Origin of the sequence: Streptosporangium minutum (assembly GCF_002149035.1) — a bacterium.
Classification (GTDB): Bacteria; Actinomycetota; Actinomycetes; order Streptosporangiales; family Streptosporangiaceae; genus Streptosporangium; species Streptosporangium minutum.
In genome coordinates this window covers 11,704-35,192 of the sequence record NZ_NGFP01000073.1, presented here as the reverse complement: position 1 = coordinate 35,192, position 23,489 = coordinate 11,704, and the positions used below count along the sequence as shown (strand labels likewise).

The following is a 23,489-nucleotide window of genomic DNA, read 5'->3' as shown; positions in this document are numbered from 1 at the left end:
GCGGGGGTGGAACCGGCAGCCGGACGGCGGCGCGAGCAGCGACGGCGGGTTGCCGGGGATCGCCGGCAGCCGGCCCCCGTCCTCCTCCTCTCCGGCGGTCAGCCGGAGGACCGAGGCGAGCAACCCCCGTGTGTAGGGGTGGCGGGGGGACTTGAAGATCTCCCGGGCCGGGGCGTGCTCGGCGGTGCGTCCGCCGTACATCACCAGGACCTCGTCGGCGACCCGCGCCACGACGCCCAGATCATGGGTGATCATCATGACCGCGACGGCGCGGTCCTCCTGGATCTTCCGGATCAGCTCCAGGATCTGCGCCTGCACGGTCACGTCCAGGGCGGTGGTCGGCTCGTCGGCGATGAGCAGGTCCGGTTCGCAGGACAGGGCCATCGCGATCATCACGCGCTGCCGCATGCCGCCGGAGAAGTGGTGGGGGTACTCATCCGCGCGCCGCCTCGGCTCGGGGATGCCCACCTCGGCGAGCATCTCCACCGCGCGCTCGCGCGCCACCCGGCGGGAGGTGCGCAGGTGGAGCCGGTAGGCCTCGGCGATCTGCTCGCCGACGGTGTAGAAGGGGTGCAGCGACGACAGCGGGTCCTGGAAGATCATCGCCATCCGGCGGCCGCGCAGCTCGCGGACCCGGGAGGCGGGCGCCCCGACCAGCTCCTCGCCGTCGAAGACGATCGAGCCGGAGACGGCGGCCTCGCGGTGCAGGCCCATGATCGCCAGAGACGACACCGACTTGCCGGAGCCGGACTCGCCGACGACGCCGAGCGTGCGGCCCCGCTCCAGGCCGAAGCTGATCCCGTCCACCGCGGTCCCGGCGGGGAAGCTCACCCGCAGGTCTCTGACTTGGAGGATCACGCGTACCTCACTCGGGGGTCGATCAGCGCGTAGAGGAGGTCCACGCCGAGGTTCGCCAGGGTGATGAAGAAGGCGGCCAGCAGGGTGACCCCGAGGACGACCGGCTGGTCGGCCTTGAAGATCGCGTCATAGGTGAGCTGGCCGACGCCCGGCAGGCCGAAGACGTGCTCGGTGATGACGGCCCCGGCGAGCAGCCCGCCCAGGTCCATGCCGAAGATCGTGACGATCGGGGTGAGCGCCGAGCGCAGGCCGTGCTTGGTGACGACGGTCCGCTCGTACAGGCCCTTGGCCCGGGCCGTCCTGATGTACGGCTCCGCCATCGTCTCGATCATCGAGGCCCGGGTGAGCCTGGCGTACATGGCGGCGTAGAGGCTGGCGAGCGTCATCCAGGGCAGCAGCAGGTTGCCCGCCCATGCGGCGGGGTCCTCGGTGATCGGCCGGTAGTCGGGGTAGGGCAGCCATTCGAGCTGCTGGACCAGGATCAGCAGCAGCATCATGGCGGTGAAGTAGACCGGCACCGAGGCGGAGGCGAGCGTGGCCGCCATGAGCGAGCGGTCGAGCGCGGTGCCCCGGCGCAGGGCCGCGACCAGTCCGACGGCCAGGCCGCCGATGAGCCAGAGCACGGCCGAGCCGACGGCCAGGGAGACGCTCACCGGCAGCCGGTCGGTCAGCAGGTCCCAGACGGGCAGGGCGTTCTGGTAGGAGTAGCCGAAGCAGGGGACGGAGCACTCCAGCGCCGCCGGGCCGGTGCCCAGCGTACGGCCGGCGAAGATGCCGGCCACGTAGCCGCCGAACTGCTCGGGCACCGGCCGGTCCAGGCCCATCTGCTCGCGGACCAGCGTCACCTGCTCCGGGGTGCAGGTCTTGCCGCAGGCGTGGGCGGCCGGGTCCGAGGGGAGCAGGTAGAAGATGGCGAAGGTCACCGCGCAGATGACCAGCAGCACACCCGCCACCGCGGCGAGCCGCCGCAGCGCGTAGAGGATCATCGGCCTGGCCCCTTCGGGTCGAGGGCGTCGCGCAGCGCGTCACCGAGCAGGGTGAAGGCCAGCACGGTGAGGAACAGGCACACGCCGGGGATCATGAAGTAGGTCGGCACGACCTGGTACCAGAGCAGCCCGTTGTCGATCATCTGGCCCCATGACGGGGTGGGGGGCCGCACGCCGACGCCGAGGAAGGACAGCGCGGCCTCGGTGCCGATGTTGGCCGGGATCGCCAGCGTCGTGTAGACGAGGATCGGCGCGGCCAGGTTGGGCAGGATCTCCTTCAGCAGGATGTGCGGCCCCATCGCCCCGTTGACCCGGGCGGCGTCCACGAACTCGCGGTGCTTGACGCTCAGCGTCTGCCCGCGGACGATGCGCCCGACGTACGGCCAGCTGAACATGCTCATGATCAGCACGAGCAGCAGGACGCGGTTGGCGTCCGGCGCGATGGACAGCAGCGCCAGCATGAAGATCAGGCTGGGGAAGGACATCACCAGGTCCATGACCCGGCTGAGCACGGTGTCGACCTTGCCGCCGAAATACCCGGCGACCAGGCCGACCGCGGTCCCGGCGAGCACGGTGACGGCCGTGGAGGCCACCGCGATCAGCAGTGACACCCGCGCGCCGTACACGATGCGGCTGAAGACGTCGCGGCCGTTGCCCGGCTCGACGCCGAGCCAGTGCTCGGCGCCGATGCCGCCGAAGTCGCCCTTGGGGACGCCGCCGAGCGCGTGGTCGATCGCGGTCTTGTCGAAGGTCTCGGGCTCCCAGCCGTTGAGCCTGGTCAGCAGCGGGGCGGCCAGCGCCATGAGGACGAACAGCACCACGATGGCGAGGCCGAAGAGGGCGGCCGGGTCGCGGCGGAGCCGTTCGTAGGCGATCCGCCCGGGGGAGCGGCCGCGGACGGGCGGGGCCGCGGCACCCGCCGCGGCCCCCTCCTGAAGGGAGGTGCTCACTTCCTGATCCCGAGCGTGGCGTAGTCGAACTGGCCGGACCAGATCAGGTGGCCGAACGCGCCGCCGACCTTGGAACCGGTGAGCAGCGGCTTGCGGGCCCAGACCAGGGGGATCATCGGGGCCTTCTGCATGATCGCGGCGTCCAGGTCGACCCAGGCGCGGTCGGCCGCCTTCAGGTCGGTCATGGCGTAGATCGCGTCGATCCGGTCCATGGTCTCCTGGTCCTTGAACAGCGACATGTTGCCGCTGTTGCCCTTGTCGGTGATGGTCCGGCCGTCGAACATCATCGGGATGAAGGAGGACCCGGACGGGTAGTCCTGGCACCAGCCGTACAGGGCCATGCCGTCGAACTTGGCGGTGTCGCCGATCGTGTCGTAGAAGACCGACGGGTCGAAGGTGTTGATCTCGGTCTCGACGCCGACGCGCTTGAGCGACTCCTGGATCGCGGTGGCGGCCACCTTGTCGCCGGTGGAGGCGTACATCTTGATCTTCACCGGGGTCGTCACGCCGGACTCGGCGATCAGCGCCTTCGCCTTCTCCACGTCGCCGGTCGCCGGGATCTTCAGGGTGTCCTGGGCGACGCCGCCGGACAGCGACGGCGGGAGGAAGGCGGTGGCGATCTCACCGGCGGCGGGTCCGCCCTGGGTGGTCTGGTAGCTCTCCTTGTCGATGGCGTACTGCAGGGCCAGGCGGAACTTCGGTTTGTCGAAGGGCGCCATGGTGTTGTTCATGGCCAGGGTGTCGGTGCAGCCCCGGATCTCGTTGTGGAAGCGCGCCTTGACCTTGGGGTTGGTGAGGATCTTGGAGAAGCTCTCGCCGTTGACGTCGGCGTAGGTGACCGCGGTCCGGTCGTCGCCCTGGTCGGCGATGAGCCGGTCCACGATCACGCTCTGCCGCAGGCCCTGCTTGACGACGACCTTGTCCGGCAGCGCCTTGCGGGCCGGGTCGGTGGCCGGGTCCCAGTGCTCGTTCCGGCTGAGCACGAGCTCCTTGCCCCGGTCGTAGGTGTCGATCTTGTACGGTCCCGAGGAGAAGACGCGGCTGTCGTACTGGGCCTTGGTGTCCTTGGCCCGCGGCACCGGCGCGAAGGTCGGCAGGGTGGTGTAGTAGGGGAACTCGGCGACGGGGCGCTTGAGCCTGAAGACGATGGTCCTGTCGTCGGGCGTCTCGATCGACTTCAGCGAGCCGTCCTTGTAGGGGCCCCTGTACTTCTCGGCGCCGTCCAGGACCAGGCGGGCGTAGTTGGGGCCGCCGGGCAGTTCGGGGGCGAAGGACCGCTCGACGTTGTACTTGACGTCGGCGGCCACGATGGGCGAGCCGTCCTCGTACTTCAGGCCGTCCTTGAGGGTGAAGGTCCAGGTCTTGCCCCCGTCGGACATCTCGCCGGTGGTGGTCGCCAGGTCCGGGACGACTTCCAGGCTCGCCGCGCCCGGTTCGGCCTTGTAGGTGACCAGGGAGCGGTAGAGGTAGCGCAGGCCGAAGTCCATCTCCGGCATCGTCCAGTTGCGGGTCGGGTCGAGGTGGGCGAAGTCCTGGTTGGACAGGATCGTGAGCGTCCCGCCCTTGGCGGCCGCACCGGTGGAGGGCTGCGAGGCCTCCCCGGATCCCTGGGAGGCGGGCGCCTTGCCGCTGCCGCAGGCCGTGGAAACGGACAGAAGAGCTGCTGCGAGCAGGCAGGTGCCCACTGTGGTCTTTAAGGACATATGTCACTCCACGTAACCGAGAGAGAAGGGGGTTAGTGACACGTAACATAGTAATGTGAAATATTATTGACAATAGGGCGTTATCAACCCGTGGCCGTTCTCGCCGGACGGATCCGGCCGGCGGCGCGGAAAAAAGGCTTCTGGTCTGGCAATTGACTGCCGCATTCCACGGAGCGGGCGGATCGGGCGGAAAAGGGGCGCGCGGGGCCCGGCGAATGGCGAGAGTCCACCGAAAGCGAATAAAACGGACATAAAGCGGCAAGAGGCATTCAGTCATCCGTAAGGGGTCAGTGGGCCGCGCCGCCGGTCCGGCCTCGACCAAGGGGTAGGTGGTTCCCCGTATGACCGCCGATGCCGGGTCTTCGGGCCGGCCCTGTCTCGGTGGGCGGGTGGTTCCCGCGTGACTGCCGACACCGGGTCCTTCGGGCCGGCCCTGTCCGGGAGAGCGGGTGGTTTCCGGTGTGGCCGCCTACACCGAGCCCTTGGCCCGGCCCTGCCCGGGAGGCGGAGGCCTTGACCCTAAATTGGTAGCTAGAAATCCAATTTGGTAAGGTCGTGCCGTGCGACTGACGAAGTTCACGGACCTGGCCCTGCGCGTCACCATGCGCCTGGCGGTCGCCGAGCAGGGGACGAGCCTCACCACCAGGCAGGTGGCCGAGGTGATGGCGATTCCCTACACCCACACCGCCAAGGTCATCGCCCGTCTCCAGCGCCTCGGGGTGGTGGAGGCCCGCCGGGGGCGCGGCGGCGGCCTGGAGCTGACCGGCGCCGGCCGTAAGGCGTCGCTGGGCTGGCTGGTCCGCGAGCTGGAGGGTGAGGAGGAGGTCGTCGCGTGCGAGGGGGAGACCCCCTGCCCGCTGCGGGCCGCCTGCCGCCTGCGCGGCGCGCTGCGCGTCGCCCAGCAGGCCTTCTACGCGTCGCTTGATCCGCTCACCGTGGACGACCTGGTCGCCTCGCCGACCGGGCCGGTCCTGCTCAGCCTCGGATGATCAGTAAAGTGCGGCCGATTCCCGCTGCACGCCTTTAAATATGAAGATCACTTACTACTTTGGAGGATGTTGTGCTCTCCCCCGAATCGGCCGCGACCGTCCGCGCCACCCTGCCCGTGATCGGCGGCGCCCTGGAAGACATCACCGGGCGGTTCTACGGGTCGATGTTCACCGACCACCCCGAGCTGCTGCGCGACCTGTTCAACCGGGGCAACCAGGCCAACGGCGAGCAGCGCGGCGCACTCGCCGGATCGATCGCCGCCTTCGCCACCCTCCTGGTGGAGCGCCCCGACGACCGGCCGGACGCGATGCTCGCCAGGATCGCCAACAAGCACGCCTCGCTCGGGGTCACCGCCGAGCAGTACGAGGTGGTCCACAAGTACCTCTTCGCCGCCATCGCCGAGGTGCTCGGCGACGCCGTGACCCCGGAGGTGGCGCGGGCGTGGGACGAGGTCTACTGGCTGATGGCCAACGCGCTGATCGCCCTGGAGGCAGATCTCCGGCGCGACTCGGGCGAGAGCTGGCTGCGGGCGACCGTGGTCGAGCGGCGGCGCCAGACCGCCGACGCGGTCTCCTTCACCCTGCGGCCGCCGATCCCCCTGTCCTTCAGGCCCGGCCAGTACGTCAGCGTCGCGGTCACCCTGCCCGACGGCGCGCGGCAGATCCGGCAGTACAGCCTGTCGTGCGCCCCCTCGCACGGCGACTGGCGGATCACCGTCAAGCGGGTGCGCGGCGGCGACACCCCGGACGGCGAGGTGTCCAACTGGCTGCACGAAAACGTCCAGGCCGGGGACGTGCTGACGATCTCCGCGCCGTTCGGCGACCTGGTCCTGCCCGAGGGCGACACCCCGCTGCTCCTGGCCTCGGCCGGGATCGGCGGCACCCCGATCCTGTCGATGGTCGAGCATCTCGCGGCCACCGGCTCCACCCGCCGGGTCACCGTCGTCCACGCCGACCGCGCCCCCGACGACCACGCGCACCGGGAGGAGCTCGAGCGGCTGGTCGCGGACCTGCCCGGCGCCACCCTGCACCTGTGGTACGAGCAGGCGGGCGGCTGCTCCTGCCGGCCGGAGCCCAACATCGGCCAGGTCGACCTGGCCGATGTCGAGCTGCCCGACGGGCTGTCCGCCTACCTCTGCGGGCCGCTGCCGTTCATGCGCGCCGTCCGCTCCGAGCTGCTCCGGCGCGGAGTGCCCGCCTCCGACATCCACTACGAGGTGTTCGGTCCCGACCTCTGGCTCGGTCAGGACTGATCGGGGCCCACGTCCCGGCGCCCGCGCCGTCCGGGGGAGACATCCTCAGGCGGGCGCGAGGACGCCGCCGGCCGGGGGTGCCCGGAGACCCGCCGGGGGCCGTCAGGCGAGCGGATGCACCTCGGGGTGCGCGTCCCACCAGCGTTTGAAGACCGGGTTGTCGTCCACGTGGTCGGAGTAGGCGGTCGCGAGACCGCGGTAGACCGCCGCCGCCTGCCCGTTGCTCAGGCGGTCGCGCCGCCAGGCCACGACGAGCCGGGCGACCTGGGGCTGCCCGGCGAGGGGGCGGACGACCGTGCCGGGCGGCGCGGGCCAGGAGGGATCGACCAGGCGCACCCCGTGCCCGGCCGCGACCAGCGGCCGCCCCGCGCCGCTCGGGGCGTCGTAGCGCACGTTGGGCTCGAACCCGACGGCCCGGCAGGAGGCCCGCAGCGCGGCGAGTGAGCCGTCGTCGGCGCCCGGCGGGCTGATCCAGGACTCGTCCTTCAGGTCGGCGAGGTGGATCTCCTCCTCCCCGGCCAGCCGGTGGGCCGCCGACAGGGCGATGAATATCGGATACCGGGGGATCAGGGTACGGCTGACGACCGGTGCGGTCAGGGGGACGTCGAACCCCTCGATGATGCCCAGCAGCGCCGCGTCGAGATGGCCGTGGGTGAGCGCCTCGGCCAGCAGCGCGGTGGAGGGCTCGATGCGCAGCGAGATCTCGTGGCTGGGCAGCATGTCGCCGACCCGGTCGACGACGCTCGCGACGCAGGCCAGGTGGACGCAGCCCAGCCGGACGACCCCGTCCGGCCCGGAAGGGCCGCGCAGGTCGCCGAAGAGCGTGTCGACCTCCGTCAGGACGATGCGGGCACGGGCGATGACCTGACGCCCCAGGGGTGTCGGCTCCACGCCGGAGCGGCTCCGTACGAAGATCGCCTCGCCGATGAGGTCCTCGACGCGATGAAGCTGGTTGGTCATGGCCGGCTGTGACAGGCCCAGCCGGGCCGCGGCCCGCGTGACGCTACCCGTATCCGCTATCGCACAGATCATACGGAGATGCCTGATATCGAGGTCCATAGCCAAGAATTATGTGGCGCGTTATGACGGCTGGCCGCATCCGGCCATGAGACTTCGGGCGACGCACTCCTCCGATCCTCCGGGTCTGGGACCCCGGAGTCTCGTACTCCGCCCGTCAGGCCAGGCGCCGCCGCCGTTCCTCCCCTGACCGACGTCTCATCGCCAAACCAACCTCGCATTCCATCAGGGATACCCCCCGGAGGTTTAGTTGAGATTCACGCCATCCCTGCGCGCGTTCGGAAAACACCTACCCGCACTGCTCGCACCCGTGCTGGGCCTGGGACTCGTCCTCCAGCCGCTGGCGGCCTCGCCCGCGAGTGCCGCCCCGGAGCCCCCGTCCGTCGGAGTGCGCGCCGCCGACGACGGATCGCCGCACGTCCAGGCGTCCCCCCTGGCGGTCAAGGAGCGCCCGCCGCTGTCGGCCTCGAAGGACGCGCTCCGGCGCGACCTCGACAAGCCCACGCCCACACCGGAACACCCGAGGCCCTCGGCGAAGACGAGCAAGTCCGCCAAGACGACCGCCGCGGCGGCCGCGTGCAGCGCGAGCGACTTCACCAGCCGTTCCGGCAGCGCCCTCGTCCAGCAGATCAAGGCCTCGACCACCGAGTGCGTCAACACCCTGTTCAACCTGACCGGCGGTGACGCCTACTACGCGTTCCGCGAGTCGCAGATGACCAGCGTCGCCTACGCGCTGCGCGACAACGCCGTCTCCTACCCGGGAGACAACAGCACGAACACCGCCCAGCTCGTGCTCTACCTGCGCGCCGGCTACTACGTGCAGTGGTACCACCCCACCACCGTGGGCACCTACGGGCCCTCCCTGAAGACCGCCATCCAGTCCGGACTCGACGGATTCTTCGGCAACTCCCGGTCCTCGACCGTCAGCGACGCCAACGGCGAGATCCTCGCCGAGGCCGTCACCCTGATCGACAGCGCCCAGGAGAACGACCGCTACCTCCACGTCGTCAAGCGGCTGCTCAACGGCTACAACAGCTCCTACGACGCCAGCTGGTGGATGCTCAACGCGGTCAACAACGTCTACACGGTGCTCTTCCGCGGCCACGAGGTGCCGGCGTTCGTCACCCTGGTCAAGGCCGACCCGAGCGTCATCGACACCCTCAACAGCTTCGCGCTGAACCACCTCAACCTGCTCGGGACCGACCGCGACTACCTGACCGCCAACGCCGGCCGGGAGATCGGGCGCTTCCTCCAGCACTCCACACTGCGGACCAAGGTCCGGCCGATGGCCAAGGACCTGCTCACCCGTAGCAACATCACCGGGACGACCGCCCCGCTGTGGGTCGGCGTGGCCGAGATGACCGACGCCTACGACAAGGCCAACTGCTCCTACTTCAACACCTGCAACCTCCAGCAGGTCCTCGCGCAGACCATCCTGCCGGTCAACCACACCTGCAGCCCCAGCATCAAGATCCGCGCCCAGGAGATGACCTCCGCGCAGCTCGCCGCCAGCTGCACCAGCCTCATCAACCAGGACGCGTACTTCCACAACGTGGCCAAGGACGGCAACCGCCCGGTCGCCGACGACAACAACACCACGATCGAAGTCTGCGTCTTCGACTCGAGCACCGACTACCAGACCTACGCCGGCGCGATGTTCGGCATCGACACCAACAACGGCGGGATGTACCTGGAGGGCAACCCGGCTGCCGCGGGCAACCAGCCGCGCTTCATCGCCTACGAGGCCGAATGGGTCCGGCCCGCATTCCAGGTCTGGAACCTGAACCACGAGTACACCCACTACCTCGACGGCCGGTTCAACATGTACGGCGACTTCGAGGACGGCGTCAGCACCCCGACCATCTGGTGGATCGAGGGCTTCGCCGAGTACGTCTCCTACTCCTACCGCAAGGAGACCTACGACGCCGCGATCACCGAGGCGGCCAAGCAGACCTACGCGCTCAGCACGCTGTGGGACACCACCTACGACAACGACACGACCCGCATCTACCGCTGGGGCTACCTGGCGGTGCGGTACATGCTCGAGAAGCACCCCGCCGACGTCGCAACCCTCCTGGGCCACTACCGGACCGGTGGCTGGAACGCCGCCCGGACCTTCCTGACCTCGACGATCGGCAGCCGCTACGACAGCGACTGGCGGACGTGGCTGACGGCGTGCGCGTCGGGCGGCTGCGCGGGCGGCGGCGGCGGCAACCAGGCGCCGAGCGCGAACTTCACCTTCACCGTCAACGGCCTCGCCACCACCTTCACCGACACCTCGACCGACTCGGACGGGACGATCGCGTCGCGTCAGTGGAACTTCGGCGACGGCACCTCGTCGACCTCGGCCAACCCCTCGCACACCTACACCACCGCGGGCACCTACGCCGTGCAGCTGACCGTCACCGACAACGCCGGCGCCACCGCCACCGTCGGCAAGCAGGTCGTGGTGACCTCCGGCGGCTCCTCCGCCCCCGAGTGCACCACCGGCAGGACCGACGAGCTCGGCCGGAACTGCAAGCGCAGCAACCTGTCAGCCGCCGCCGGCGAGTACAAGTACCTCTACCTGTACGTCCCGGCCGGCACCGCCAAGCTGACCATCACCTCCTCCGGCGGCACCGGAAACGCCAACCTCTACTACAGCCCCACCTCCTGGGCCACGACGTCGACCCACACCCAGCGCTCGACCAACGCGGGCAACGGCGAGACCCTGACCATCACCAACCCCCCGACCGGCTACAACTACATCAGCCTCCACGCGGCACAGGCCTTCGCCGGAGCCGCGGTCCAGGTCGACTACTGACGTCGCCGTAGCGCGCCGGGCCTGACGGCCCGACGGCCGCCCCAGGGCGGAACCGCGACGGAGACGAGGGCGGAGGGYCCCACCCCGGTGGGACCCTCCGCTCCGCCGTGTCCAGGCGCCCGCGGCCGGGCGCGCCGAACCGATCGAGGGCCGAAAGTCCCGTGGGACAGGGACTTCGGGGCCGGACGGGTGAGCCGTACGGCACTGCTGCACGGCTCCGGGGAACGGTGTAATCGAGTCATAGCAACCAGAGCCCCTCAGAACCCGAGGAGACCAGTCATGGCGATCACCGAAGGCGGCCACCGGGCCGCCCGCGCGGATGCCGTCGAACCCGTCGCGGCCGCCCGCCCCGTCGACTACGTCTGGGCGATCGCCCGGATCTTCCTCGGCTGGACCTTCCTGTGGGCTTTCCTGGACAAGCTCTTCGGCTGGGGCTTCGCGACCCCGGCGGAGCGCGCCTGGATCAACGGAGGCAGCCCGACCACCGGCTTCCTCAAGGGGACCGGCGAGAACGCCCTCGGCGGTCTCTTCAGCAGTCTGGCGGGGCAGGTCTGGGTCGACTGGCTGTTCATGCTCGGCCTGCTCGGCATCGGCGCGGCGCTCATGCTGGGCGTGGGCATGCGCGTGGCCGCCGTCACCGGAGGCCTGCTGCTGGTGCTCATGTGGGCCGCCGCGCTCCCGCTGGACACCAACCCGTTCATGGACGACCACCTCGTCTACGCCGTCGTGCTGGCCGGCCTGGCGCTGGCGGGCGCCGGCGACACCCTCGGCGCCGGAGCCTGGTGGGGGCGGACCCCGCTGGTGCGCCGCCACCCGATCCTGAAGTAGACGATGACGGCCGCGGACCCGGACGCCCGCCCCTCACCGGGGCGGGCGTCCCTCGTTTCTGCTGCCAGACTTGTAGGCATGGCAGAGATCGAGCCCGGTGCGTTGATACCCCACATGCGATTGGACGAGCTGCTCTCGGAGCTGCATGTCCGGCTGGAGACGGTGCTGGCCACCCGTGACCGGGTGCACGCGCTGCTGAACGCGGTCGTGTCCGTGGGCAGCGACCTGGACCTGGAGACCGTGCTGCGCAGGATCGTGGAGACCGCCACCACCCTGGTCGACGCCACCTACGGCGCGCTGGGCGCGATCGGCGACCAGAACACCCTGGTGCAGTTCATCCCGGTGGGGCTGACCGAGGAGGAGATCGCCAGGATCGAGCACTGGCCGCACGGGCTGGGACTGCTGGGCCTGCTGATCAAGGAACCGCGCCCGCTGCGGCTGGCTCACATCTCCGACCATCCGGAGTCCTACGGGTTCCCGCCGGGCCATCCGCCGATGGGGTCGTTCCTGGGCGTGCCGATCCGGGTGCGCGAGGAGGTGTTCGGCAACCTCTACCTCACCGAGAAGCGCGGCGGAGGGGCGTTCGACGCCGAGGACGAGGCGATCGTCAGCGCCCTGGCCACCGCCGCCGGGGTGGCCATCGAGAACGCCCGGCTGTATGAGGACAGCCGGCGGCGCGAGGTGTGGTTGCAGGCTTCGGCGGAGGTGACCACCAGCCTGCTGTCGGGAGCCGAACCGCGGGAGGTGCTCACTCTGATCGCGCGCCGGGCGCGGCAGATGGCCGGCGCAGACATCGTGGCGGTGCTGCTGCCGGACGAGACGGGGCAGGTGCTGCGGGTGATCCTCGCGGAGGGGCCGGCCGGCGACCAGGTGGCCCACGGGGAGACACCCGTCGCGGACTCCCTGGCGGGCCGGGCGTTCACCAGCGGCGAGCCGCTCATGGTCGCCGATCCCGCCGAGGCGCACAGCCCGATCGCGATCGCCGGCTACGCCTCGCTCGGCCCGGTGGCCGCCGTGCCGATCGGCGCGGCGGGAGGCGCGCGCGGGGTGCTGTCGCTGGGCAAGCGCTCGGGCCGCGCCCCCTTCAGCCAGACCGAGCTGCGCACCCTGCACGCCTTCGCCGGGCAGGCCGCGGTCGCGCTGGAGCTGGCGGAGAGCCGGATGGACGCCGAGCGGCTGGGGCTGCTGGAGGAGCGCGACCGGATCGCCAGGGACCTGCACGATGTGGTGATCCAGCGGTTGTTCGCCGTGGCGATGACGCTGATGAGCACGGTGCGGCTGGTCGACAGGCCGGAGGCCTCGGGGCGGCTGCAGAACTCCATCGACGAGCTGGACGGCACCATCCGGCAGATCCGGTCGACGATCTTCGCTCTGCAGACCTCCGAGCGGGGCGCCGACTTCGGGGTGCGCTCGCAGATCGTGGAGCTGGTGGAGGGGGCCCGCGCGCATCTGGGCTTCATGCCGGGTCTGAGCATGGAGGGGCAGCTGGACGGCAGGGTGCCGGGGCCGGTGGCCGAGCACCTGCTGGCCGTGGTCCGGGAGGCGCTGTCCAACATCGTGCGTCATGCCAGGGCCGCCAGGGCCGAGGTGAGCGTGGAGGTGGCCGATGGCAGGCTCGTCCTCGTCGTGACCGACGACGGGGTCGGCATGGCCGAGGACGGCCGGCGCAGCGGGCTGCGCAACCTCCAGGAGCGCGCCGAACGGCTCGGTGGCTCCTTCACGGCCGAGTCGCCGGAGGGAGGCGGCACCCGGCTGGTGTGGAGTGTGCCTCTCGGCTGACGCCGGACGCGACGGCCCCGGTCCCGCCCGGCCCGTGGGCCACGGAGGGCCGGTGACCACCCGGTCCGCGTCACGGCGGCCCGGGATCGGTCCGGCTCACGTCACGGCGGGAGGGCGCTACCCCCCCGGGCGGTCGGCCTTCAGCCGCGCCGCCAGGGCGGCCGCCTGGGTACGGCGCTGCATGCTCAGCTTGGCCAGCAGGTTCGAGACGTAGTTCTTGACGGTCTTCTCGGCCAGGTAGAGCCGTTCGCCGATCTGCCGGTTGGTCATCCCCTCGCCGATCAGCTCCAGGATGTGGCGTTCCTGATCCGACAGGGCGGCCAGCGGGTCCTTCCGGACGGCCTGCTCACGCAGGCGCGCCAGCATGGAGGCGGTGGTCTGCGGGTCCAGCAGCGACTGGCCGGCGGCCACCGTCCGCACGGCGCCGACCAGGTCCGAGCCGTGGATCTGCTTGAGCACGTAACCGGACGCACCGGCCATCACCGCGTTGAACAGGGCGTCGTCGTCGGCGAAGGAGGTCAGCATCAGGCAGGCCAGCTCCGGCATCGCCGAGCGCACCTCACGGCACACGTCCACGCCGCTGCCGTCGGGCAGGCGCACGTCCAGGACCGCGACGTCCGGCCGGAGCGCCGGGATGCGGGCCACCGCCGACGCCGCGGTCCCGGCCTCGCCGATGACCTCGATGTCGCCCTCGGACTCCAGCAGCGCGGCCACGCCCCGCCGTACCACTTCATGATCGTCCAGCAAGAACACGCGAATCATATTCTGAACGCTAGTCCCCCCGCGGCGTCGAAGGTAGGGACCAAGGTCCCCGCCGCCTCCACCAGGAGGGGGAAGATGGACAGGTCGTCCCGGAACGCGTGACCCCCGCGCGCCTCACCGTGCGGCCCGGCGACGCGCGGGGAGCCCGTCTGCAGCAGGTGGAAGACGTACAGGTTGAGGATCTGCTGCACCTCGGGGTCCTCGTCGGCGACATGTGAGATCTGCCACAGCCGGTCCCAGGCCCGCACATGTCGTCTGAGGAGGGCGCCGAAGGAGCCCGCGCGAACGACCGCGGTCCTCGCGGCCGCCTCGCTCTCGGCGACGGCCCGGTCCCCGGAGGTGTACAGGGCCACGATCTTCTCCACGGTGACCTCGTCGCCCGCCCGCGCCTCGACGGCCCGGTCATCGCTCACCCAGCCCTCCTCGACGCCGGTACGGCAGCGCCCGCCGGCCGGCGTGGTGCGGGCGGCGAGCGCGATCTCCACATGGGAGGTGGCGGTGCGCGTCAGCAGTTCGATCACGCCGTGGGCGGCGTGCCCGCAGATCGGGACGGGGGGCAGGGCGGCCGGTCCCCGGTGGGGGGAGCCGCCGGGGCCGGTGACGCGCCCGTCGAGCGCCGAGCGGACCTCCAGCGTCCCGTCCCAGTTCTCCGGAACGATCGTCATGCTCAGGGCGGCCAGGTGCGGGTCGTCCATCGAGACCAGGCGGTGCTGCTCCATCCGGGTGATCCGCCCGAGAGGGTCGCATACGCGCAGGGACCGGGTGAGCACCCCCCGGCGCATGTCGAGCGTGTGACGCTGGGAAAGGATCTCGTCGCTGCCGGGGGCGAACCAGTCGCCGCCGTCGGCGCGGAAGGTCAGGGGCAGCCAGTTCGGCACGTTGACCAGGGCTCCGCCGTCCACCGGCCGGTCCGCGCCGGGGGAGCCGGGGGAGGGGGAGAGGTCCACCGGGCGGTCCGCGCCCCGCGCGAGGGGCCGGTCGTAGCAGCCGGCGACGTAGGTGCCGGGATGGTGCACCTCGTCGGCGCGTGACTCGGGCACGGCGCCCCGGGTGACGAAGTGGCCGTTGCCCAGCGTCGTCAGCGCCTCCCTCAGGCCCTCCTGGGCGGGATCGGAGCCGTCGTAGGTGAGGAGCCAGGGGTTCACGTCTTCTCCAGTCGAGTCGTAGTTCCGCCAGGCCGGCGCCGGCGACCCGGACACCCGCCTCCGCGCACCGGCCGGTGACGACTCCATCGGCGCCGGAGACCGCCGTGACCGTCCGTCCGAGGCCCACGACCGCCGGGAGCGTCGTGGAGCACCCCCTTCCACCCGCACGGTACGGCGCGGCCCGCCGCCGCCGTCAGGGCTGATCGGCCCTATGACTCAGGGACCTTCGTCGGTAGATCAGGTCCCCGGTCCGCGGCGGACGCCGGCCGGGCGGCCACCCGCGCCCCCGCGCCATCGGGGAGCGCGGGGCGCGCCGGCCAGTGGCCCCCGGTGGGGGACAGGGGCCGGAAGTCCCTGACGACCGGGTCTTTCGGCCGCTGCGGAAAACGCCGGGAGAAGGTCGGATGGAGAGGAGAACCCAGGAGGACGACATGACAGCGCATGTAGTGGTGGGCGTCGATGGCTCACCTTCCTCGCAGGCCGCGGTCGAATGGGCCGCCGACGACGCCGTGCGGCGCGGACGCGCCCTGCGGATCGTCCATGTGTGCGAGCCGTGGGTCTACGACATCCCGCTGCAGACCCCGCCGGGCTTCCGCGACTCGGTGACCGAGTCCTGCCAGGGCGTGCTGGAGGACGCGGCCCGCCTGGCGCGCGAGCGCGCCCCGGGGCTCGAGGTGGACGCCGTGCTGGAGACGGGCCGCCCGGTCGAGATCCTGCGGCGTGAGGCCGAGGACGCCGAACAGGTCGTGCTGGGCAGCCGGGGCCGGGGTGGATTCACCGGGCTGCTGCTCGGCTCGGTCTCCTTCGCCCTGGCCGGGCACGTGGCCGCGCCGGTCGTGGTCGTGCGGGGCTCACAGGAGTGGACCCACGGCGGGGTCGTGGTCGGCTTCGACGGCTCGGCCCATTCGGCGGCGGCCCTGGCGTACGCCTTCGAGGAGGCAGCCCGGCGCGGTGCCCGGCTGCACGCCATCCACGCCTGGCAGATGCCCGTGGTGGGACAGGGGGCCGCCTACGCGCCGCTGGTGGAGGAGATCTTCGCCGCCGAGGAGGGGGTCGCGGCGGACACGCTCGCCCCCTGGCGGGAGAAGTACCCGCAGGTGGAGGTCGAGCAGACGGTGGTCTGCGGGCACCCCGTCGCCGCCGTCTGCGAGGCCTCGGAGGCCGCGGACCTGGCCGTCGTCGGCTCGCGGGGACTGGGCCGGCTCGGCTCGGCCGTACTGGGCTCGGTCAGCCACGGGGTCCTGCACCACGCCCGCTGCCCCGTCGCGGTCGTGCGGGCACGGGGGGAGGCGTGATGGACGTACAGGACCTCACGGTGGCGCAGGTGATGAGCCGGACGCTGGTCGCCGTCGAGCCCGACGAGTCCCCGCTCATGGCGTGGGAGATCATGCGCCGCGCCGGGGTCCACCACCTGCCGGTCGTCGACAGGCGCGGCTGCCTGCGGGGCGTGCTGACCCGGGAGGACCTCACCGCCCGCTGGTCCGGCGGCCCGGCCGAGCAGTCGGGCGCGCGGGTCCACCCGCTGCTGGCCGAGCGCCGCTGCCCGCACACCACGCTCGACGCGCGCCTGGCCGACGCTGCGGAGTCCATGATCTGCGCGGGTGTCGACGCGATCCCGGTGCTGGGGGAGTCGAACAGGCTGGTGGGGATGGTGACGGCCACCGACGTGCTGCGGGCCGTGGCCGGCCGGATCATCCAGGAGGAGCCGCCGGAGCTGATGACGGGGATGTTCCGCCTGGTCCCGGTCCTGCCCTGGGACCAGGGGGAGTGACGCGCGTCCGTCCGGCCACCCGTGACCGTGACGGATCCACCTGCGACTGTGACGGAGTTGAAGTCATGAGCGCTCGCACCACCGAGGAGACCGCCTCGACGATCCGCGCGGCGGTCCAGGCCGCCGGGTGGGCGCCGTCGGTGCACAACACCCAGCCCTGGTCCTTCGCCGTCGACGGCGAGGAGATCGCCCTGCGGGCCGACAGCGACAGGAAACTGCGGCGCGGCGACGCCGCGGGCCGGGAGATGCTGATCAGCTGCGGCGCCGCCCTGACGAACGTCCGGCTCACGCTGAGCGCGCTCGGCTGCGAGCCGCGGGTGCGCGTGCTGCCCGACCCCGATCGCCCCGCCCTGCTGGCGACCGTGCGGCTGGGGGAGGCCGTCACCGCCGACGACCACACCCGGCTGCTGCACGCCGAGATCGAACGCCGCCGCACCCACCGTGCCGGCTTCACCGACCTGCCCGTGCCCGAGCGCCTCGTCGAGGCGCTGGTGGCCCAGGGCGAGACCGAGGGGGCGCGGCTGACGCCGGTCCGCTCCGAGGCCGCCGTCCGGGTGCTCGCCGCGCTCACCGGCGCCGCCCAGGACGTGCAGTCCCAGGACCGGCTGCTGACCCTGGAGATGATCAGCTGGGCCCAGCCGCCGGGCAGCTCCCGCCGGGACGGGGTCCCGGCGGAGGGCTACCCGCGCGAGCCCCGGCGCACCCATCCGCACTTCGCCCAGCGCGACTACGCCCACGGCCACCCCTGGGGCAGCGACGCCGACCAGTTCTTCTCCGCCTCCACCGGGACAGTGGCGGTGCTGACCACGCCGGCCGACACCCGCGAGGACTGGATCGCGGCGGGCCAGGCGTTGCAGCGTGTCCTGCTGCACGCCTCCGCCTACGACGTCCACGCGGCCTTCCACACCCAGGCGCTGGAGATGTTCCACCTGCGGGAGTTCCTGCGGCAGGAGCTGCTGTCGGGCCGGTATCCCCAGATGATCATGCGTCTGGGCTACACCTCCGACGACAGCGAGGGCATCCGCCGGCCGGTCACCGACCTGCTGAAAGAACGACCACGGTGATGGAAGGACCCGGCGGGCGCCGCACGGGGGCGCCGCTCAGCTGAGGGCCCGGTCGGCGAGGAGGTCCACGACGTCCTCGAAGCGGTTGCGGCGCCGGTAGGCGGCACGCTGCCGGTCGGCGCCCGTGCCGCGCAGCCGCAGAGCCCGCAGGCCCGCGCGGACGGCGCCGTCTTCGCCGGAGGCCTCCAGCGCGGGTGACACGTACTCCATGAGCTGTTTGATCTGCCCGCTCGCCGGGATCAGCCGCTCGTCGACGCGGCCGCTCACGTCGACGCCGTCGCCGCGCAGGCCGTACCGGGCCGCCCGCCAGCAGGCGGCGCGCAGCAGGTGGTCGCCGACCGCGGGGGCGGCGCGTCCCCTGCGCAGGTCGGTCAGAACGGTCGCGACCAGGGCCCGGACCAGGGCCGCGAAGAGCACGGTGTCGTCCACGGTCGGCATCACGTCCGCGACGCGCACCTCCACCGTCGGCACGTGACGGGACGGGCGCGCGTACCAGAACAGCATGCCCCCGTCCAGGATCGCCCCGGTCTCGCGCAGGCCCTCGACGGTCTCCTCGTACTCCTCCCGGCCCGACAGGTACGGCGGCGGCCCCGCCGTGGGCCATCGGGCGAACAGGGGGGTGCGCCAGCTGGCGTATCCGGTGTCCCGCCCCTGCCAGAAAGGGGAGTTCGACGAGAGCACCAGCAGGACGGGCAGCCATATCCGCAGGTGGTTGACCACCTGGACCGCCTCCTCGGGGTCGGGGACGCCCACGTGGACATGGCAGGCGCACGCGCTCTGCTGGTCCAGCAGCGGCCCGAACCGTTCGGCGATCCGGTGGTAGCGGGGGCGGTCGGAGACCGGCGGAGGCCCGGGGTCGCCCAGCGGCACCGTGCCGCTCGCCACCAGGCGGCAGCCGTTCGACTCGGCCGCCGCGGCCACGCTCCGCCGCAGCCGCAGCAGCTCCTCGCGCAGCGACCCGATGTCCCGGCACACCGCGCTCACGCTCTCGACCTGCGCGCGTGCCAGCTCCGGCTCCATCCGCCCGCCTCCGGAGACGGGCGCCGTGCCCTCCAGCACCGTCTCCGCCCGCAGGACCGCGTGCCGGGTGGTGACGTCGGCCAGGAAGAACTCCTCCTCCACGCCCACCGTCAGCTCCGACGCCCGCATGTCACCTCCGGTGAGGTCGCGCCGGCGTACGGCCCGGCGGCGCCCGCGCCGGCGACCGCCACCCGGGGCCGCCCGGCCGGACCGGAGGGAGGAGCGCCCGCGGAGCCGTCCGGCCCGGCCTGGCGGGCACGGCCGGATGGCACGCCGATCCGGTGCGCGGCTGGATCGACGGGATTTCCGGAGGAGCGGAACGGCGGCATCGCGTTTTCCCCGAACGGGTGGTCTGACGTGTCCGTCATTCAAGCTTCCAGGCCTTTTATGATTTCGTCAACATATCAAGGTTCAGGGTTCCGGATGGGATGGCTCCGTAATTAGGAGTGCCGACGCCGTCCGGGAGAACACGCCGCATTCGATATTTCGGCCTGTTTCCCGCCGGTCAAAAGGCAGAGCCGGTTGCCCCGTGCCCGAATATCGATTCGCATACCTGACGCGGTGCTTTCCCGGTTTCTTCTCCGGGGAAAAGCCGGAGGCGTTCAGCCGGGAAAACCATTGACCTCACCGATTCGGGGACGACGGTGTGAGCACGGACGTCACGCCGTTCACGCCGGACACGGAAGGCGCGAGGGAGTCCGGCGGCCCGGGAAATCTCCCGGGCCGGTCCGCCGTCCGGCGTGGTCTCAGGACTCCGGGTGGAGGCGCCTGCCGGTCCCCGCCGGGGGCGGAGGACGCCGGTCAGGCGGATCGACGCGGCGGGGCGGGGGCGGCCAGGTGCCGTCCGAGCCACCCGACGACGTTCCTGACGAAGGTCACCCGGTTGGCGCTCCGCCGGATCTCGTGCCCCTCGTCCTCGAACAGCAGGAAGTCGCAGGGCACCCCGCGGGCCCGCGCCGCCTGGAGCACCTGCTCGGCCTCGTGTACCGGCACGTTGGTGTCCTGGGCGCCGTGCACGACCAGCAGCGGCGCGGTCAGCCGGTCGAAGGAGTGCAGGGGCGACAGGGCCCGCAGCAGGTCACGGTCGGCGGTGGGATGGCCGTACTCGCTGACGGCCGCCGCGGCGATCCACGGCTCGGTCCGCGCGTAGAAGGTCGCGAAGTCGGCCATCCCGCAGACGTCGACTCCGGCCCGGAAGAGGCCGGGATGGGTGACGAGGGCGGCGAGTGTCAGGTAACCGCCGTACGACCGTCCCATGCAGGCGATCCGGGCCGGATCGGCGGCCCCCAGCCGCACCAGCTCCGAGGCGCAGTCGGCGACGTCGTCGATCGCACGGAAGCGGAGCGCGTGGTTGTCGGCGTCGCGGAAGGCCCGCCCGAAACCGCTCGACCCGCGTACGTTCGGTGCGAACACCCCGATCCCGGCGGCCAGCAGGTCCTGGAACAGCGGGGTGAAGGTGGGCCGCGCCTGACTCTCCGGCCCGCCGTGCAGGTAGACGACGAAGGGCGCCGGGGCCTGGACGCCCGGGACCCGGTAGAGCCAGCCGGTCAGCTCCAGGCCGTCACGCGCCTGGAAGCGCACCGGCTCCGCCCCGGCCTGCGCGGCGAGCGGGCCGGCCCCCGCGACCTGCCGGTAGCCGCCGGTCGCCAGATCGCACAGCAGCACGTGGGAGGGGTGGCCGGGCCCCTCGGCCGCCAGCACGGCCTGGCCGCCGTCCAGGGACATCCTGATCGAGGACACCACCTCGGCCGGAGGAGGGGGGAGCGGGCGCACCGTGCCGGTGCCGGTCTCCAGCACCTCCAGCTCGGAGCGGCCGCGGTCGTTCCAGAGCAGGACGGCGCGGCGGCCGTCGGCGCTCAGCGCGAACCGGTCCAGCTCGGCGCCCGGGCGCTCGGCCAGCACGACCGCCTCGCCGTCCACGCCCACCGCGATCAACGCGGCCCGGTCGCGGCCGGCGTCGGACAGCAGGTAGGCGGTCATCCCGTCGGGGGAGAGGGCGCCGTGATCGGTGGAGCCGGGCAGCCCCGCCAGCAGCGGCCGCTCCCCGCCGCCCGGGATGCCGCTCCCGGCCCCGCCTCGAAGACCCGAGGGAGAACCGGCGGGAAGGCCCGGGGGAGGACCGGCGGGGATACCCGGAGGAGGACCGGCGGGAAGACCAGGAGGAAGACCGGTGGGGATACTCGGAGGAGGACCGGCGGGGAGGCCCGTGGGGAGGTCCGCCACGTACATCCGCCGGACGCCGCGCGGGCCACGCCGCAGCAGCAGCCGTCCCTGGTCGCGGCTCACCGCCACCGGGTGCATCAGCGACCCCGCCGCCACGACCTCCCGGCCGCCGGTGTCCGCGTCGATCAGCACCGCCTCCGTCCGGCCCGCCGCGGAGACCTCGGCGACCAGGAGGATCGCGCCCCGCCCGGTCCAGCGCACGAACGAGGCCGACCCGCCGGCGGGAGCGGCCAGCGGGCGCAGGTCGCCGCCGTCGGGCCGGACCGTCCAGACCTGCGTGTGCTCCCCGCCGCCCGGCACGACGAGTACGGCCAGCCGCCCGGCGCAGGGAGACCAGCTCACGTCGGCGGCGGGCTCCGGGCCGGTGTCGACCGGCCACGCCTCCGCCTCCCGCCCGAGGGGCTGGATCCAGACGCGCGGCGAGCCGTCCCTGTCGCTGACGAAGGCGACGGCGCTCGCGTCGGGCGCCAGGGCGGGCGTCCGGCAACTCCAGGCGGCGAGGCCCGGATCCACCCCGGGGTGGGGACGGGCGCCGAGGATCTCCGTCATCGGACTCCCTGGGCCTGCAGCCACAGCTCCAGGAGCCCGAGCTGCCACAGCGCGTTGGCCCCCAGGGTCGTCCGGTGCTCGTCGGGCGCGGCGAGGAGCCTGTCCACGTACGCCCGGTTGAACAGGCCGCGGGACCGCGCGGCCTGTCCGGTCAGCGCGTCGCGGACGAGCTCCAGGAACGGCCCGTGGATGTGCCGGATGGCGGGGACCGGGAAGTAGCCCTTGGGCCGGTCGATGACCTCGGCGGGCAGCAGCTTGCGGGAGGCGTCCTTCAGCACGCCCTTGCCGCCCGAGGCGAGCTTGAGCTCGGGAGGGCAGGCGGCCGCCAGCTCGACCAGCTCGTGGTCGAGGAACGGGGTCCGGGCCTCCAGCCCGTAGGCCATCGTCATGTTGTCCACGCGCTTGACCGGATCGTCGACGAGCATGACGGAGGTGTCCAGGCGCAGCACCGCGTCGAGCGCGGTGTCGGCGCCGGGCATCGCGAGGTGGCGCCGGACGAACTCGCCGCTGACGTCCTCGCCCGTCAGGTAGTCCGGCGCCAGGACCTCGGCCAGCGCCCCGTGCGGCCGGTCGAAGAACTCCCTGGCGTACGCGGCGGCGGCCTCCTCGCGAGGCAGGCCGGCCATCGGCGGGTACCAGCTGTAGCCGGCGAACACCTCGTCGGCGCCCTGGCCGGACTGCACGACCTTGACGTGCCGGGAGACCTCCTCCGACAGCAGGTGGAAGGCGACGCAGTCATGGCTCACCATCGGCTCGCTCATCGCCCCCACCGCCCGCTCCAGGGCGGGCAGCAGGCGCGTGTCGTCGACGAGGATGCGGTGGTGGTCGGTGCCGAAATGCCTGGCGACCAGGTCGGAGTAGGCGAACTCGTCCCCCGACTCCCCGCCCGCGGCGTGGAAGCCGATGCTGAAGGTCGACAGTCCCTCTTGTCCCTCCTCGGCCAGCAACGCGACGATCATGCTGGAGTCCAGGCCGCCGGAGAGCAGCACGCCCACCGGCACGTCAGCGACCATGCGCCTGCGTACGGCCACGCGCAGCCGGTCGAGCACGGCCTCGTTCCACTCGTCGGAGGTCAGCCCGGCGTACTCGGGCAGGGCCGACCGGGTGTGGGGCGGCCGCCAGTAGCAGTGGTCGGTGACCGCGCCGCCGGCCTCGACGGTGCGCACGGTCGCCGGGGGGAGCTTCCGCACGCCGGTGAGGATCGTCCGCTCGGCCGGCACCACGGAGTGGAAGGTCATGTAGTGGTGCAGGGCCACCCGGTCGATGTCGGTGCCCACCCCTCCGCCCGCGAGCAGCGCGGGCAGTGACGAGGCGAAACGGAGCCGCGCGGCGTCCTGGGCGACGTACATCGGCTTGATGCCCAGCCGGTCCCGGCCGAGCGTCAGCCGGCCGGTGTCCCGCTCGAAGACCGCGAAGGCGAACATGCCCGTGAAGTGCTCGACGCACTCCGGCCCCCAGCGGTGGAAGGCCTTCACCAGCACCTCGGTGTCGGAGGTGGAGAAGAAGCGGTACCCCTCGCCCCGGAGTTCCTCGCGCAGCTCCCGGTAGTTGTACAGGCAGCCGTTGAACACCCCCGTCAGGCCGAGGTCGCTGTCCACCATCGGCTGGGCGGCCCTGTCGGACAGGTCGATGATCTTCAGGCGCCGGTGGCCCAAGGCGACCGGTCCCAGCGACCACAGGCCCGATCCGTCGGGACCTCGGTCGTGCATCGCGTCGGTCATCCGGCCCACGGCGCCGACGTCGGCCGCGCGCCCGTCGAACCGGATCTCACCACTCAGTCCGCACATCG

The 23,489-nt window shown here is 72.0% G+C and carries 18 protein-coding genes; 8 read left to right on the top strand and 10 right to left on the bottom strand.

What is annotated here, in order from left to right; translation table 11 throughout:
* The 4 genes from CA984_RS17630 to CA984_RS17615 form a co-directional block, all read right to left on the bottom strand.
* A partial coding sequence (locus CA984_RS17630; RefSeq protein WP_086573682.1) for an ABC transporter ATP-binding protein occupies positions 1–858 on the bottom strand: 858 nt, incomplete at its 3' end.
* Positions 855–1,844, bottom strand: a complete 990-nt coding sequence (locus tag CA984_RS17625) for an ABC transporter permease (RefSeq protein ID WP_086573679.1) — start codon at positions 1,842–1,844, stop codon at positions 855–857. The genes CA984_RS17625 and CA984_RS17630, both read right to left, overlap by 4 nt.
* Complete coding sequence (locus tag CA984_RS17620; protein ID WP_086573677.1) at positions 1,841–2,794, bottom strand: ABC transporter permease; 954 nt, start codon at positions 2,792–2,794, stop codon at positions 1,841–1,843. The genes CA984_RS17625 and CA984_RS17620 overlap by 4 nt, the downstream gene beginning before the upstream one ends.
* On the bottom strand, positions 2,791–4,497 hold the full coding sequence (locus tag CA984_RS17615) for an ABC transporter substrate-binding protein (protein WP_086573674.1): 1,707 nt from the start codon (positions 4,495–4,497) through the stop codon (positions 2,791–2,793). Before CA984_RS17615 ends, CA984_RS17620 begins: the two co-directional genes overlap by 4 nt.
* Before the next feature lie 560 nt (positions 4,498–5,057).
* Here CA984_RS17615 and CA984_RS17610 point away from each other — a divergent pair.
* Positions 5,058–5,486 carry an RrF2 family transcriptional regulator gene (locus tag CA984_RS17610; RefSeq protein ID WP_086573672.1) on the top strand — a complete coding sequence of 143 codons (429 nt, stop codon included), beginning with the start codon at positions 5,058–5,060 and terminating at the stop codon, positions 5,484–5,486.
* 71 nt (positions 5,487–5,557) lie between these two features.
* On the top strand, positions 5,558–6,739 hold the full coding sequence (locus CA984_RS17605) for a globin domain-containing protein (RefSeq protein WP_086573670.1): 1,182 nt from the start codon (positions 5,558–5,560) through the stop codon (positions 6,737–6,739).
* A 102-nt stretch (positions 6,740–6,841) separates the two neighbouring features.
* Here CA984_RS17605 and CA984_RS17600 read toward each other — a convergent pair whose 3' ends face one another.
* Positions 6,842–7,798, bottom strand: a complete 957-nt coding sequence (locus CA984_RS17600) for a LysR family transcriptional regulator (RefSeq protein ID WP_086573667.1) — start codon at positions 7,796–7,798, stop codon at positions 6,842–6,844.
* A 208-nt stretch (positions 7,799–8,006) separates the two neighbouring features.
* Between CA984_RS17600 and CA984_RS17595 the strand changes: the two genes are divergently transcribed.
* From CA984_RS17595 to CA984_RS17585, 3 genes are all read left to right on the top strand, one after another.
* Positions 8,007–10,559, top strand: coding sequence for a collagenase (locus CA984_RS17595; protein WP_086573664.1), 2,553 nt, complete (start codon positions 8,007–8,009; stop codon positions 10,557–10,559).
* Positions 10,560–10,838: 279 nt separating this feature from the next.
* Positions 10,839–11,387 carry a DoxX family membrane protein gene (locus CA984_RS17590; RefSeq protein WP_086573661.1) on the top strand — a complete coding sequence of 183 codons (549 nt, stop codon included), beginning with the start codon at positions 10,839–10,841 and terminating at the stop codon, positions 11,385–11,387.
* Positions 11,388–11,465: 78 nt separating this feature from the next.
* The gene (locus CA984_RS17585) at positions 11,466–13,166 is read left to right on the top strand and encodes a sensor histidine kinase (RefSeq protein ID WP_086573659.1); all 1,701 of its coding nucleotides are present in this window, start codon (positions 11,466–11,468) and stop codon (positions 13,164–13,166) included.
* Between the two features lie 117 nt (positions 13,167–13,283).
* Here the strand turns inward: CA984_RS17585 and CA984_RS17580 are convergent, their stop codons facing one another.
* Together CA984_RS17580 and CA984_RS17575 are read right to left on the bottom strand one after the other, a co-directional pair.
* Positions 13,284–13,928: a response regulator gene (locus CA984_RS17580; RefSeq protein ID WP_086573656.1), complete on the bottom strand. Its 645-nt coding sequence runs from the start codon at positions 13,926–13,928 to the stop codon at positions 13,284–13,286.
* On the bottom strand, positions 13,925–15,073 hold the full coding sequence (locus CA984_RS17575) for a glycoside hydrolase family 65 protein (protein ID WP_086573654.1): 1,149 nt from the start codon (positions 15,071–15,073) through the stop codon (positions 13,925–13,927). Before CA984_RS17575 ends, CA984_RS17580 begins: the two co-directional genes overlap by 4 nt.
* 431 nt (positions 15,074–15,504) lie before the next feature.
* On the opposite strand from CA984_RS17575, the gene CA984_RS17570 reads away from it, so the two are divergent.
* From CA984_RS17570 to CA984_RS17560, 3 genes are all read left to right on the top strand, one after another.
* Positions 15,505–16,368, top strand: coding sequence for a universal stress protein (locus CA984_RS17570; protein ID WP_086573685.1), 864 nt, complete (start codon positions 15,505–15,507; stop codon positions 16,366–16,368).
* Positions 16,368–16,844 (top strand): CBS domain-containing protein, encoded by a 477-nt coding sequence (locus CA984_RS17565; protein ID WP_086573652.1) that lies wholly within the window; start codon positions 16,368–16,370, stop codon positions 16,842–16,844. The genes CA984_RS17570 and CA984_RS17565 overlap by 1 nt, the downstream gene beginning before the upstream one ends.
* A gap of 65 nt (positions 16,845–16,909) precedes the next feature.
* Complete coding sequence (locus CA984_RS17560; protein WP_086573649.1) at positions 16,910–17,908, top strand: Acg family FMN-binding oxidoreductase; 999 nt, start codon at positions 16,910–16,912, stop codon at positions 17,906–17,908.
* A gap of 36 nt (positions 17,909–17,944) precedes the next feature.
* On the opposite strand, the gene CA984_RS17555 is transcribed toward CA984_RS17560, so the two are convergent.
* From CA984_RS17555 to CA984_RS17545, 3 genes are all read right to left on the bottom strand, one after another.
* Positions 17,945–19,057 (bottom strand): carboxylate-amine ligase, encoded by a 1,113-nt coding sequence (locus CA984_RS17555; RefSeq protein ID WP_086573646.1) that lies wholly within the window; start codon positions 19,055–19,057, stop codon positions 17,945–17,947.
* 672 nt (positions 19,058–19,729) lie between these two features.
* The gene (locus CA984_RS48700) at positions 19,730–21,700 is read right to left on the bottom strand and encodes a S9 family peptidase (protein WP_086573644.1); all 1,971 of its coding nucleotides are present in this window, start codon (positions 21,698–21,700) and stop codon (positions 19,730–19,732) included.
* Entirely contained in the window at positions 21,697–23,487 is a 1,791-nt protein-coding gene (locus CA984_RS17545) for an N-acetylglutaminylglutamine amidotransferase (protein ID WP_086573641.1), read from the bottom strand. The genes CA984_RS48700 and CA984_RS17545 overlap by 4 nt, the downstream gene beginning before the upstream one ends.
* Positions 23,488–23,489: the final 2 nt, after the last annotated feature.